The organism is Psychrobacter sp. 1Y6 (genome assembly GCF_052258385.2).
GTDB lineage: Bacteria > Pseudomonadota > Gammaproteobacteria > Pseudomonadales > Moraxellaceae > Psychrobacter.
The window spans coordinates 1,143,024-1,156,179 of the sequence record NZ_JBQQEW020000001.1 but is presented as its reverse complement, the minus strand read 5'-3'; the positions used below and the strand labels follow the sequence as shown (position 1 = coordinate 1,156,179).

The window sequence follows — 13,156 nt, the reverse complement described above, 5'->3', positions numbered from 1 at the left end:
CTTAACTATTGTCGCTATACACTAACGAATGATGAAAAATTGTTCGTTAGCAAATACGAATCATCATTTACCTATAGTATTACTTATCTATCAATAAAAGGATTGAGATCATGCGAAACGTTACTGTGGCGACTACGCAAATGACATGCGGCTGGGACATCCAGCAAAACATTGCGACCGCGACTGACTTGGTCAAAAAAGCGGCCAACGATGGTGCCAATATTATCTTACTTCAAGAACTGTTCGAGACGCCCTACTTCTGCCAAGTTCATGACTTTGATTATTTTAAACTGGCGACTTCAGTCGAAGATAATGCAGCTATCAATCACTTCAAAAAACTGGCAAAAGAGTTAGAAGTGGTACTACCGATTAGTTTTTATGAGAAATCAGGCAATACTTTCTTTAATAGCATCACTGTGATCGATGCCGATGGCGAGATACTGGGCACTTATCGCAAAACGCACATACCAGATGGTATTCCTTATGCCGAAAAGTTTTACTTTACCCCTGGTGATACAGGATTTAAGGTTTGGCAAACCAAATACGCTAAGATTGGTGTCGGTATCTGCTGGGATCAATGGTTCCCTGAATGCGCCCGCAGTATGGCATTGATGGGTGCCGAGTTGCTGTTTTACCCCACTGCCATTGGTGATGAGCCGACACTCGGTATCGACTCAAAAGGTCATTGGCAGCGCTGTATGCAAGGCCATTCTGCCGCCAACCTGATGCCAGTCATTGCAGCCAATCGCATTGGCACAGAAACCATCAGCCAAAATGGCAATGACAGCACGATGCAGTTCTATGGTAGCTCATTCATTACCGACGGCCGCGGCGACATCATAAAAGAAGCCTCAGCAAATACTAGCGAAGTGATTAGTACCACCTTTGACTTAGATCAACTGGCTATCGATCGTCAGCAATGGGGTGTGTTCCGTGACCGTCGTCCATCGATGTATGGCACGCTGCTCACTCACGGTTAATTTGATTTCCGTCTCTTTAGTTTACTCTCACTATTTTTATAGTCGCTCGTGTACGATAAGGTGATTTTATGTCTATATTACTGACAGACTCAACCCCGCAGCAAGATGGCTTTTATATGCCAGCAGAGTTTGAGCCAATACAAAAAGTATGGATGGTCTGGCCATACCGTGCTGATAACTGGCGACAACAAGCGGTCCCTGCCAAGAGGGCTTATGCTGATGTTGCATTGGCAATTAACAAGTTTTGTGAAGTTGGCGTACTGGTCAATCCTGATGATTATCAGCAGTGCCGCGATAGCTTGCCTGATGATATCGACGTTATCTCTATGCCTAGCAACGATGCGTGGGCGCGTGACACAGTGCCGACATTTTTAATCAATGACGCAGGCGAGCTACGCGCTTGTGATTGGACATTCAATGCGTGGGGCGGAGACTATGATGGCCTCTACTCGCCATGGGATGACGATGATAAACTCGCAGAACGCTTGTGTGAGCAGCTAGATATTCCGCGTTATCGAACGGATGACTTTGTCATGGAGGGCGGCGCGTTTCATGTCGATGGTGAAGGCACGGTTTTGACCACGCATATGTGCCTGCTAAGCCCAGGGCGCAATCCACATCTGAATGAGCAGCAAATCGAGGATAAGCTAAAAGCCTATCTCAATGTCCAAAAAGTGCTCTGGATTGATGATGGTATCGACCCTGATGAGACTACAGGTCACATCGATGATATCGCTTGCTTTGCGCGCCCTGGTGAAGTCGTTTGCTTATTCACGGATGATCCTGAGAATCCATTCTATGAAGCAACGCAAAAAGCCTATAAACAGCTCTCAAATATGACTGACGCAAAAGGCAGACGACTAACAGTCCATAAGCTGTGCTGTACTCAGCAGCCAGTGACCTTGCCCGACGATTATGACATTGTACAGTCTCATGACGCCAAACCTCGCCTAACGGGTGATGTTTGTATCGCCTCATATGCCAATTTTTTGATTTGTAATGACGCGGTCATCGTACCGCAATATGATGATATAAATGATGCACTCGCCATCGAGCAGCTTGAAAAAGTCTTTCCTCAGCATCAGGTAGTGGGAGTACGAACAAGAGAGATTGTTTTTGGTGGCGGTAATATTCACTGTATTACGCAGCAGCAACCAAAGCCATCAATCAAAGGCAATAACTAAAAGCATTAATCAAAAGCTTTAATTAAAAGCACCCGCATAAAAATATAGACCCAAATGGATTTTGAACCCAATAATATTTTAAAATAAAGGACATAATATGAGCGATTATCAAGTTAATAACCCAGCCACTGGTGAAGTAGAAGCCACTTACCCTACTGCCACTGAACAAGATATCCAACAAGTCATTGAGCAAGCAGACACTGCTTATCAAGATTGGCGTAAAGTGCCGTTAAATGAGCGCAGTGCATTACTGCATAAAATCGCTGATATCTATCTTGAGCGCCAAGACGAGCTATCACGTATCGTTGCCAACGAAATGGGTAAACCTGTTGCCCAAGCAAAAGGCGAGATTGGTCTGGTTGCTGATATCTACCGCTACTATGCAGACAACGCTGAGCAGCTACTAGCTCCAAGCACTATTGATGTAGACTCAGGGTCAGCGTCGGTAGAAAAACATCCTGTAGGCGCGCTACTAGGTATCATGCCGTGGAACTATCCACATTACCAAGTAGCCCGTTTTGTCGCGCCAAACTTTATGGCAGGTAACACGATTATCCTAAAGCACGCACCGCAGTGTCCAAACACCGCAGAAGTTATCGTCGATATCTTTAAAGATGCAGGCGTGCCTGAAGGCGTTTATAACAATATCTTTGCAACCAATGAGCAATCAGCGACCATTATTAATGACACACGCGTACAAGGTGTCTCGCTAACGGGTTCTGAACGCGCAGGACAAGCCGTTGCAAAAGAAGCTGGCGGCGCACTCAAAAAAGTCGTTTTAGAATTGGGCGGTTCAGATGCCTTTATCGTCGCAGCCGATGCCGATATCGAGCAAGCGATACAAGGCGCTATCTCTGGTCGTTTTGGTAATACTGGACAAGCCTGTAATGCAGCCAAGCGTTTGATCGTCATTGAATCAGTCTACGACAAATTCGTTGAAGGCTTTACCAATGCAGTCAGCAGCATGACTTTGGCCGACCCGCTTAAAGAAGATACGTTTATTGGCCCAATGTCATCAAAAGCCGCTGCGGTCAACTTACAAGCGCAGCTAGACAGCGCTATCCAAGCAGGGGCGACAGTATTGGTAGAAGGCGGCATGGACAAAGACAAGCCTGGCGCTTGGTTTAAGCCTGCAGTACTGACAGATGTGACTGAATCCATGGATGTGTATCGTGAGGAGCTGTTTGGTCCTGTAGCAGTCGTCTATAAAGCAAATGATATCGACCATGCTATCAAGATTGCCAACGATGTACCTTTCGGTTTGGGTGCGTCTATCCAAACGCAAGATGCGGCACTGGCTGCTGAAATTGCAGACAAACTAGAAGTGGGCATGGTCACTATCAATGCGCCTTCTGGTTCTGAGGCCAATACACCATTTGGCGGCGTCAAACGCTCAGGCTTTGGCCGTGAGCTTGGCACCCTTGGCATTACTGAGTTCTTAAACTATAAGCTGATTCGTGATAAGTCTTAATAGATTAAAACCTTAGTTAAATAAAAAAAGCCTAACGTTTGACGTTAGGCTTTTTTATGAAAGCTAATTAAAGTAATTCTACTTTTTATATGGGTTTTCTTTTAGCCATTGCTGGTTAGCCGTTTTTAGCTCACGCAGCTCATGATCCATAATGTCTTTACTCTTACCAGGATTCTTCATCGTAGCATAACCGTACAATACGCCACCAAGTACGATCCAGCCAAGGAAAATCCACCACTCAATAGCGACAAGTGCTGATGGCATACCTGGTAGATATAGCGCCAACATACCAAGACTCAAGATAATAGTGATAATACCAACCAATTTACCTGCTGGTACTCTAAACGGACGTACCATATCAGGCTCACGGTAGCGCAGCACTAAGAATGAAAGAGCCACACAAGTATAAGCAATAACAATACCGAACCCGCCAGCATCTACAATCCATACCAGCATTTTGCGACCAAATAATGGCGCAAGTGTCGCGAGACCACCGATTAATAAAATCGCATTGACGGGCGTATTATATTTCGGATGCAGCTTGCATAAAAACTGTGGCAACATATGCGTTTTGCCCATAGCATATAGCAGACGACTACCACCGATAAGAAACGCATTCCAGCTCGATAAAATACCTAGCACACCGCCAATAACCAGTAACGTACCAGCCCATTTACCATTCCAAGCATTGGTCATCGCATCAGCCGTTGCCAATGTTGAGTCTTGCGCCTGTAATAGCGGTAAAGTCTTGCCCACACTCCAAGCGACTGCTACGTACCACAGCACGGCAATAATAATAGAGACAATCAAAAACTTACCGATGTTCGGACGAGATAGATTGATTTCTTCTGCAGCTTGGGGAATGACATCGAAGCCAACGAATAAGAACGGTACCATCACCATCACCGTCATGATGCCACCCATACCACCAATAAAGTTAGGCGCTTGTACGGTATTAGAAGTTTCAGGACTAAATAGTAATGCACCTACGAACAGTAATATACCAACTAGAAAAATACCAACAACTGCTGTTTTTTGGAACCACGCGCTGACTTCCATACCGCGTATGTTCAGCCAAGTAACAATCACTGAACCGAGCATCCCGACGCCTACCCAAGTGGCGTAAACATCCCAGCCAGCAACATTCCAAAGATACCCTTGGCTATAATTGGGAATAATGTATTCGACGACGGTGGGCAGCGCCACGGCCTCAAACGCGACGACTGAGAAGTAACCGAACAAAATACTCCATGAACAAATAAAGGAGACATTAACCCCTAGTGCTCGGTGGGTATAAGTATGCTCACCACCAGTAATTGGCATAGAGGCCGCAAGTTCAGCATACGTCACACCAATCAATACAACTACCAGACCGCCTATCAAAAAGGCGCTAATTGCGCCCCATATACCTGCCGAGATGATCCAACTACCTGCCAGTACAACCCAGCCCCAACCGACCATTGCACCGAATGCCAGTGCAATGATATCGAACACCCCTAGCGACTTTTTTAATTCAGACATAACCTACTCCTTGTCTGTGTTTCATCCGTGTGAACCTGTTACAGTTACACTATTTTGTTTCATGGGATCATACCCATCATGTTTGTTGTGTCTGTCGCGTCGCCGAAAAACTTGTATTTGCCGTCGGTATAGTATTCAAACAGCAAATACAAAAACGGCGTCTTGACTTGCAAGGCGCCGTTAAAAAACTCACTCAAAGCGAGTGTCATAAGGGCAACCTTGCCGTTATCTTTCATACAATCTTTTAACCAATATCGGTACTTGAACTAGATGTACTTGGTTAAAAACGATCCATCGCTAAAGTAAATGACACTCAGTATTGCTTATGCCGTTAGAATACCTTTGATGATATCAAGGCCTTCTTGTAGCACTTCATCTTCAACCGTCAATGGCACCATCACACGAATGGCATTGCCATACATACCACAAGACGCTAATAGCAAGCCTTGCTCAAAAGATTTTGCTTTTAGATTGGCTGCTGCTGCTGCATCAGGTTTGCCTTCGCTATCAATCAATTCAAACGCTAGCATCGCGCCTTTATAACGGATATGACCGATACTGCTTAGGTTTAAGCCTTTTAAGAACGCGGCCATGGTGTCACCAATCACCACACTACGCTCAAGTAAGTTCTCTTCTTCGATCACTTCCATAACAGCAAGCGCCGCCACACAAGCAAGTGGGTTGCCAGAATAAGTGCCACCTAAGCCGCCTACTTGCGGCGCATCCATGATATCAGCGCGACCAACCACTGCTGATATAGGATAGCCGCCAGCCAAGCTCTTGGCAGTTGTCATCAAATCAGGCTCAACACCTAGCTGCTCACCTGCAAACAAGGTACCGGTTCTGGCGAAACCACACTGTACTTCGTCAAAAATAAGCACGATGCCATGCTCATCACAAATCTCGCGCAACGCTTTGGCAAATGATGGCGTTACCTGATGGAAACCACCCTCGCCTTGGACTGGCTCGATTATCATTGCTGCTACTTCACTAGGATCGATGTCTGCTTGGAAGATCATATCAAGGCTATGTAATGCTTGCGCTTCTGTTACGTTCAACTCTTCTGCAGGGAATAACGCATGGAATACTGGTCCTGGCATCGGGCCAAAGTTCTTTTTGTATGGCAATACTTTACCTGTCAGGCTCATACACATCATGGTACGACCATGCCAGCCACCAACAAAAGAAATCACGCCTGGACGACGGGTTTTAGCACGAGCAATCTTGATACAGTTTTCAACCGCTTCTGCGCCAGTGGTCAAAAAGAACGCTTTAGTATCGCCGCTGATTGGCGCTTTTTCGCACAGCTTTTCAGCCAGATCTACATAGCATTCGTAGTTAATCATTTGCGCCGCAGTGTGCGTAAATTTGTCTAGCTGCTCATGGACACGTTGGGTGATTTTTGGATGGCTATGACCCGTGTTCAATACTGAGATACCACCGACAAAGTCGATATAACGCTTGCCTTCGATGTCCCAGATTTCTGAGTTCTTTGCTTTTTCTGCAAAGATAGGAAAGGCAACCCCAAGTCCTGTTGGTAAAACAGCTTTGCGGCGCTCAAGTAATGATTGATTGGTAGTCATGGGAATGTCCTTTTCTTTGTTCGTAACATAAGTGCCATCTAGTGAACGGCGGTTTATTTGATGTCTGTTTTTTTACTCAGTAGATATCACATGGTGCTTGGTTGACCCAAAACACCATAGATATCTAAAAACTTTTGCTAGTTGATGCTTTGTTGATTGTTACTTTGCTAGTTATTAAGCCAACTCATTAGGTTATGGCTATTAGGTGATATCAGAGCACCAGTATTTGGTCGTGATATAGTCTTCGATACCATATTTTGAACCTTCACGGCCAAAGCCAGACTGCTTCACACCGCCAAACGGGGCAACTTCTGTAGAAATCAAACCAGTATTATGACCGATGATGCCGTACTCAAGACCTTCGGTAACGCGCCATGAACGTGCATAGTCGCTACTATAGAAGTAAGCGGCCAAGCCATAAATCGTATCGTTAGCAGCACGGATCACTTCTGCTTCGTCTTTAAAGGTAAAGATGGTCGCAATTGGTCCAAAGATCTCTTCAGAAGCGATGTCCATATCACTGCTAATATCTGTGATAACCGTTGGGTTATAAGTCAGTTCTGAGGCGTCATTGACACTACCACCAGTGACCAGTTTTGCACCTTTATCTAGCGCGTCTTTTAGCAAGGCTTGAACTTTATCTAACGCTTTTTTGTTGATAAGAGGACCGATATCTACGCCTTCTTCTAAGCCGTTACCTACTTTTAATTCAGCGACTTTTTTGACAAAGACATCTAAGAATTTATCTTTAATGCTGTCTTGAACGTATACGCGGTTGGCGCAGACACAGGTCTGGCCAGCATTACGATATTTAGAAGCGATTAAACCAGCAGCGGCTTTCTCTAGATCGGCATCATCAAAGACAATAAATGGCGCATTGCCACCCAACTCTAACGATAGCTTCTTAATAGTTGGCGCGCATTGTGCCATCAGCGTACGGCCTACTTCTGTAGAACCTGTAAATGACAGTTTATGAATGCGTGCATCGCCCGTTAGAATGTCGCCGATGACAGAAGACTTACCGGTTACAACCTGAATAACGCCAGCTGGAATACCCGCTTGTTCTGCCAATACACCCAGTGCCAATGCCGAATACGGTGTCTCGGTGGCTGGTTTGACAATAATCGTACAGCCTGCTGCTAGTGCAGGAGCAACTTTGCGCGTGATCATCGCAGCTGGAAAGTTCCAAGGCGTAATAGCGGCACAAACACCAACCGGCTGCTTAAGAACGACATGACGTAGCTGTGTGCTATTAGCAGGAATCACATCACCATAGACGCGTTTGCCTTCTTCAGCAAACCAGCGGATAAAGCTGTTGGCATAACCTACTTCACCACGTGATTCAGTCAGCGGCTTGCCTTGCTCAGCGGTCATAATGATGGCCAAATCTTCTTTATTGGCATCGATTAGATCAGCCCATTTTTGCAATAACTCTGCACGCTCTTTGGCTGTTTTTGCTGCCCAGTCTGCTTGGACATCATGAGCATAAGCAACGGCTTCGTTGACATCTTCTGTGGTGAGACTTGGTACAGTACCAATGAGCTCGCCATTAAAAGGGTTGTTGACATCAAGTACAGCTTCATCACTAGCAGCATGCCAGCCGTCTTTGATGAAGCAAGATTGTTTGAGTAAATCTGGATTTGATAACTGCAGCGCGTGTGACATGTTGACGCTCCTTGTCATATAGGGTGTATTTATAAGAATGGATACAATGGTAAGTCGTAAATAATTATTGATAATTCATTATTTGTTCAATATACTGAACACGTATTCTATATACGAGACGTCATTATAAGAACGATATGACGCGATTTGCAACCCTTAATCTCATTATTTTAAAAATTATCTTGTATCCCTTTCTTTTATTTCACTTTATAGGTTATTTATGAGCTCGACTGCCGTGCCTGCGCTAGACAAAACGTTTCAGATTTTGGACTTGATTACCGATAGCTCACAGCCTCTGACAGCAGCTCATATCGCAAAAGAGCTTGGGCTACCGCGTAGCTCCACTCACAACATTTTGCAGAGTCTATTGTCCAAACATGTCATTTATAAAGACCCTGAAAGCCGTTTCTATTTGGGTTCATATTTGATGTATTGGGCAGGCAAGTATGAGCAGCAGCAAGGCGTGGTGCAGTTGTTTAAAGATTTGATTGTGCAGTATCCGGTACTTCTTCAGCACACAGTTACCTTGTCAAAACTTGATTTGGGCGAAGTGGTATTTTTGGCTTGTCATGAGTCCCCTGCGCCGCTTGGATTTACTTTTCGAGCAGGCGTTCGCGTACCTGCCGTATTTTCTGCGACAGGCAAAGCCATGCTATCCACGTTGTCGATGGACAGTATCAAATCATTATATAAAGATACTTTTCCGATGCCGATGACCCAGCATGGGGTCGAGAATTTTACCGATTTGGCAACTGAGCTTGCGGCGATACAAGAAAGCCGAGTATCGCTCGATGACGGTCAACTACGAGATGGGATGTACTGCTTGGGCACTTATATCCGTAATGCGTCAGGCAATGCGGTCGCTGGTATGGCGGTGAGTTTTTTGCAAGGAGAGTATGAATCTAAACGGGCTGAGGTCAGTGCGGTATTGATTGAATTGGCGGAGCAAATTGAACAGCATTTAGGCTTTAATCCTAACGCTGAAAGGTAGTGTTAGGATTAAATACCAGTGCAGGTCTAAAACATATAATCTAAACAATTCCATCGGCTTTTAGCTTTGCGATCATCTCGCTGTCATAGCCCAGTTTAGCAAGTGTACTATCAGTATGCTCGCTTAACTGCGGTGGCGGCGTGCGATAGCTGACTGGTGATGCGGATAACTTGATAGGGTTACCAAGTGCGCGTACTGGACTGCCTTGCTCGGTGAAATTAACAACCATATTCCTTGCTTGCGCTTGCGGCATGGCCAGGGCTTCAGCCACGTTATGAATCGCGCCGCATGGAATACCTGCTTGATCTAAAACATCTAGCCAATAAGTACGTGGCTGCTTGGCAAATTGCTTAGTCAGGTCACCACACAGCAGTTCGCGGTTGGCAACGCGTTGTGGATTGGTCGCAAAGCGCTCATCGGTATGCCAATCGACTGCGAGCACGGTGCAAAGTTTGGCAAACTGGCTGTCATTGCCGCAAGCTAAAATAAAGTGCTGCTCGCCCTCGCCAGCAAACACTTGATACGGCACGATATTAGGATGCTGATTGCCCAACCTTGGCGGTATCTTATCGGATGCCAAATGATTCATGCCGACATTGGCCAGCATAGCGAGCGCACTATCAAGCAATGCCACATCGACATGTTGTCCAACACCCGTATTTTGACGTGCCAATAGTGCCGCTTGGATACCAATCGTTAGCTGCAAACCTGCAAACAAATCGACCACTGCCACACCAACTTTGTGCGGCTCGCCATCACTAGGACCCGTGATACTCATCAGACCTGACAACCCTTGGATAATATAATCATAACCGGGACGCTTGGCATCTGGTCCTGTCTGACCAAACCCTGTCAATGACGCATAAATCAGCCGCGGATTGGACTGTTTTAGACTGTTATAATCCAAGCCGTATTTTTTCAGACCACCGACTTTGAAGTTTTCGACCAAAATATCACTCTCAGCGATTAGCTGCTTAATGATTGTCTGCCCTGTCGGTGTAGTGATATCAACCGTCAGCGATTTTTTATTGCGGTTAATAGTAGCGTAATAAGCGGAGGTGTCATCGCTGAATGTTGGCGGTGCCCAATGACGCGTTTCATCACCAATATGCGGACGCTCGACCTTGATGACTTCGGCACCAAGATCAGCCAGTACTTGTGTACAGGAAGGGCCAGCCAGCACTCTCGATAAATCGAGCACCTTGATGCCATGCAATGCGCCCTTTGGCATATTAGCCATATCAATCATATCTGTCATGAGATTCCCTTACTCTGTCGCATATTTTTTAATCATAAAATTGTTCTTCATGATTTAGCGTTTAAATAGCTAAATCATGAAGAACAACTGAAAAACGTACGCTACTGTTAATGCTCTTTTGATAAAAAGCCAAGCAGTAACGTACGTCATAAAATACAGTTTTACTAAAAATTATTAGCTAAAAACGCTTAGAAGAACGCTTGAATGCCTGTCTGTGCACGGCCTAGGATAAGCGCATGAATATCATGTGTACCCTCGTAAGTATTGACGGCTTCCAAGTTCATCACGTGACGGATGATATGGAACTCATCAGAGATACCGTTGCCGCCATGCATATCACGAGCGATACGAGCGATATCAAGCGCCTTGCCACAGTTGTTACGCTTAATAAGTGATATCATTTCAGGCGCTGCGTTGTCTTCATCCATCAAACGACCAACCCGTAGCGCGGCTTGCAATCCTAATGTGATTTCTGTCTGCATATTGGCCAGCTTCAACTGCACGAGCTGTGTCGCGGCCAATGGACGACCAAACTGCTTACGATCAAGCGTGTATTGACGGGCGGCTTTCCAGCAGAATTCAGCCGCTCCCATCGAACCCCAAGCGATACCATAACGAGCCTTATTTAAGCAACCAAATGGCCCTTTTAGACCACGGATATCTGGGAAAGCATTGGCTTCAGGGACGAATACTTTGTCCATGACAATCTCACCAGTGACTGATGCACGTAGTGAAAACTTGCCTTCGATTTTCGGTGCAGATAACCCTTTCATACCTTTTTCTAAAACAAAACCGCGAATCTCGCCAGCGTCATCTTTTGCCCAGACGACAAATACGTCTGCGATAGGACTGTTGGTGATCCACATTTTATTACCCGTCAGCTCATAACCGCCATCTACAGCACGCGCACGAGTAGACATCGACGAAGGATCAGATCCTGAGTCTGGTTCAGTCAAACCAAAGCAGCCAACATACTCACCCGAAGCAAGCTTAGGCAAATAACGCTCTCTTTGCTCTTCAGTACCGTACGCCCAAATAGGATGCATAACCAAGCTTGATTGTACGCTCATCGCTGAACGGTAGCCCGAATCAACGGCTTCCACTTCCTTGGCAATCAGACCATAGGCGACACTTGATAGACCTGCACAACCATAGCCCTCAATCGTGACACCAAGCAGACCCATTTCACCCATTTGACGCATGATATTACGATCAAAATTCTCGTTGCGATTGGCCTCGATAATGCCAGGCATCAGCTCTTTTTGAAAAAACTGACGCGCGCTGTCGGTGACCATGCGCTCTTCTTCAGTGAGCTGATCACGTAGTAAAAAAGGATCTTCCCAATCAAAGCGTGGGCTAGTAGATGTTGCCATATGGATCTCCTTAGTATCAGTCATCCTGACTGAAGAATAGTGATTGATACATCATTTGGTCTAACAAGTCATTGACTTCGTTATTCCGCTGTGCGAAACTTAGTTTCATAATTTAAAACCATTTAACCAAACTTTCGCTGCGCTGTAAACCTTTATCAAAAAAATATGAGTATAAAATGACAAAACCCTTATCAACAGCTACTCCGCTACTCGAACGCATGCATGCAACAATGAGTCAAAACAAGGAAGAGAATGACCGACAGTTTGTGACGGCATTGGGACGGGGACTGATCATACTGGCGGCTTTTGAGCATAATGAGCGGCTCACCCATCAACAGCTATGTCAAATGACCGAACTACCGAAAGCAACCATTACTCGCCTGATTCATACTTTGACCATGCTCGGTTTTTTACGTGTCACTGAGCATGGACAGTATCAATTGGGCAGTAGTGCTGTACGTCTCAGTGCGACCGCATGGAGTCGCCACGATATGGTAGCAGCGGCTGAGCCTTTACTGCGACAGTTTGCTAGCGAAAATGAAGTATCGGTGAATCTAGCGACCGAAGTCGAAGGAGAAATGCGTTATCACGCATGCTGTCGTAGTCCTGCTCGTCTATCGGTCAACTTACAGGTTGGCTCCGCTGTACCTGTCGCACGCACTGCTATCGGACGTGCTTTTTATACGGTAAGTACGCAAGCGAGACAGGCTGTCATCATTAGCAATCTAAAAGAGAATTTATCTGTTGAGGAATTCAACCATGCACAAGATGCCATAGCTAGCGCAGCAGAGCATTATGAAAAATACGGCTATACCGTGTCTGATGGAGAGTTTTCTACTGACATATTGGCAGTCGCGGTTGGGGTATATGATGTCGCCACGGGGCAATACGCGTATTCGCTGAATGCCAGTGTGCCAAGTGCCAACTGGGAAGCGGATGAGTATGCTGCGATGATAGTGCCGAAATTGCAGGCGTTGGCGGAGCGGATTGGTGGTGGTACATAGAGCATATTAAAACGAATAAAATCAAGGTTTAGGCTGGATTAATTAAGATACCGTCTGCAACCCTGTTACCCATTGATACCGACGTAATGACATCATGCGTGTATGATGTACGCGACAAATGTAAGC

11 protein-coding genes are annotated in these 13,156 nt (G+C 45.7%); 5 read left to right on the top strand and 6 right to left on the bottom strand.

Features of this window, described 5'->3' with window-relative positions:
• Positions 1-110: 110 nt before the first annotated feature.
• The 3 genes from aguB to ACTXGF_RS18610 all read left to right on the top strand — a co-directional run bounded on the left by aguB (position 111) and on the right by ACTXGF_RS18610 (position 3,635).
• Positions 111-980: an N-carbamoylputrescine amidase gene (gene aguB / locus ACTXGF_RS18620; RefSeq protein WP_227676906.1), complete on the top strand. Its 870-nt coding sequence runs from the start codon at positions 111-113 to the stop codon at positions 978-980.
• 68 nt (positions 981-1,048) lie between these two features.
• The gene (gene aguA, locus ACTXGF_RS18615; RefSeq protein WP_443533741.1) at positions 1,049-2,164 is read left to right on the top strand and encodes an agmatine deiminase; all 1,116 of its coding nucleotides are present in this window, start codon (positions 1,049-1,051) and stop codon (positions 2,162-2,164) included.
• Positions 2,165-2,261: 97 nt separating this feature from the next.
• Complete coding sequence (locus tag ACTXGF_RS18610; RefSeq protein ID WP_443533743.1) at positions 2,262-3,635, top strand: NAD-dependent succinate-semialdehyde dehydrogenase; 1,374 nt, start codon at positions 2,262-2,264, stop codon at positions 3,633-3,635.
• A gap of 78 nt (positions 3,636-3,713) precedes the next feature.
• Here the strand turns inward: ACTXGF_RS18610 and ACTXGF_RS18605 are convergent, their stop codons facing one another.
• The 4 genes from ACTXGF_RS18605 to ACTXGF_RS18590 form a co-directional block, all read right to left on the bottom strand.
• Positions 3,714-5,156, bottom strand: coding sequence for an APC family permease (locus tag ACTXGF_RS18605; RefSeq protein WP_101205684.1), 1,443 nt, complete (start codon positions 5,154-5,156; stop codon positions 3,714-3,716).
• A 59-nt stretch (positions 5,157-5,215) separates the two neighbouring features.
• The gene (locus ACTXGF_RS18600; protein WP_394123721.1) at positions 5,216-5,365 is read right to left on the bottom strand and encodes a hypothetical protein; all 150 of its coding nucleotides are present in this window, start codon (positions 5,363-5,365) and stop codon (positions 5,216-5,218) included.
• A 114-nt stretch (positions 5,366-5,479) separates the two neighbouring features.
• Positions 5,480-6,739 carry a 4-aminobutyrate--2-oxoglutarate transaminase gene (gene gabT, locus ACTXGF_RS18595; RefSeq protein ID WP_443533745.1) on the bottom strand — a complete coding sequence of 420 codons (1,260 nt, stop codon included), beginning with the start codon at positions 6,737-6,739 and terminating at the stop codon, positions 5,480-5,482.
• 201 nt (positions 6,740-6,940) lie between these two features.
• Positions 6,941-8,404 carry an NAD-dependent succinate-semialdehyde dehydrogenase gene (locus ACTXGF_RS18590; protein WP_156410706.1) on the bottom strand — a complete coding sequence of 488 codons (1,464 nt, stop codon included), beginning with the start codon at positions 8,402-8,404 and terminating at the stop codon, positions 6,941-6,943.
• A gap of 220 nt (positions 8,405-8,624) precedes the next feature.
• Here ACTXGF_RS18590 and ACTXGF_RS18585 point away from each other — a divergent pair, with 220 nt between their 5' ends.
• A complete protein-coding gene (locus ACTXGF_RS18585; protein WP_443533747.1) occupies positions 8,625-9,395 on the top strand; it encodes an IclR family transcriptional regulator in 771 nt (256 codons plus the stop codon).
• 40 nt (positions 9,396-9,435) lie between these two features.
• Here ACTXGF_RS18585 and ACTXGF_RS18580 read toward each other — a convergent pair whose 3' ends face one another.
• Both ACTXGF_RS18580 and ACTXGF_RS18575 read right to left on the bottom strand, forming a co-directional pair.
• Complete coding sequence (locus ACTXGF_RS18580; protein ID WP_443534043.1) at positions 9,436-10,644, bottom strand: CaiB/BaiF CoA transferase family protein; 1,209 nt, start codon at positions 10,642-10,644, stop codon at positions 9,436-9,438.
• A 197-nt stretch (positions 10,645-10,841) separates the two neighbouring features.
• Positions 10,842-12,026, bottom strand: a complete 1,185-nt coding sequence (locus ACTXGF_RS18575; RefSeq protein WP_443533749.1) for an acyl-CoA dehydrogenase — start codon at positions 12,024-12,026, stop codon at positions 10,842-10,844.
• Between the two features lie 176 nt (positions 12,027-12,202).
• Here ACTXGF_RS18575 and ACTXGF_RS18570 point away from each other — a divergent pair, with 176 nt between their 5' ends.
• Entirely contained in the window at positions 12,203-13,030 is an 828-nt protein-coding gene (locus tag ACTXGF_RS18570) for an IclR family transcriptional regulator (protein ID WP_443533751.1), read from the top strand.
• The last annotated feature ends 126 nt before the right edge of the window (positions 13,031-13,156 follow it).

Coding starts and splice junctions, on each gene's coding strand:
- aguB (WP_227676906.1), top strand. CDS start 111: ATGCGAAACGTTACTGTGGCGACTACGCAAATGACATGCGGCTGGGAC.
- aguA (WP_443533741.1), top strand. CDS start 1,049: ATGTCTATATTACTGACAGACTCAACCCCGCAGCAAGATGGCTTTTAT.
- ACTXGF_RS18610 (WP_443533743.1), top strand. CDS start 2,262: ATGAGCGATTATCAAGTTAATAACCCAGCCACTGGTGAAGTAGAAGCC.
- ACTXGF_RS18605 (WP_101205684.1), bottom strand. CDS start 5,156: ATGTCTGAATTAAAAAAGTCGCTAGGGGTGTTCGATATCATTGCACTG.
- ACTXGF_RS18600 (WP_394123721.1), bottom strand. CDS start 5,365: ATGACACTCGCTTTGAGTGAGTTTTTTAACGGCGCCTTGCAAGTCAAG.
- gabT (WP_443533745.1), bottom strand. CDS start 6,739: ATGACTACCAATCAATCATTACTTGAGCGCCGCAAAGCTGTTTTACCA.
- ACTXGF_RS18590 (WP_156410706.1), bottom strand. CDS start 8,404: ATGTCACACGCGCTGCAGTTATCAAATCCAGATTTACTCAAACAATCT.
- ACTXGF_RS18585 (WP_443533747.1), top strand. CDS start 8,625: ATGAGCTCGACTGCCGTGCCTGCGCTAGACAAAACGTTTCAGATTTTG.
- ACTXGF_RS18580 (WP_443534043.1), bottom strand. CDS start 10,644: ATGATTGATATGGCTAATATGCCAAAGGGCGCATTGCATGGCATCAAG.
- ACTXGF_RS18575 (WP_443533749.1), bottom strand. CDS start 12,026: ATGGCAACATCTACTAGCCCACGCTTTGATTGGGAAGATCCTTTTTTA.
- ACTXGF_RS18570 (WP_443533751.1), top strand. CDS start 12,203: ATGACAAAACCCTTATCAACAGCTACTCCGCTACTCGAACGCATGCAT.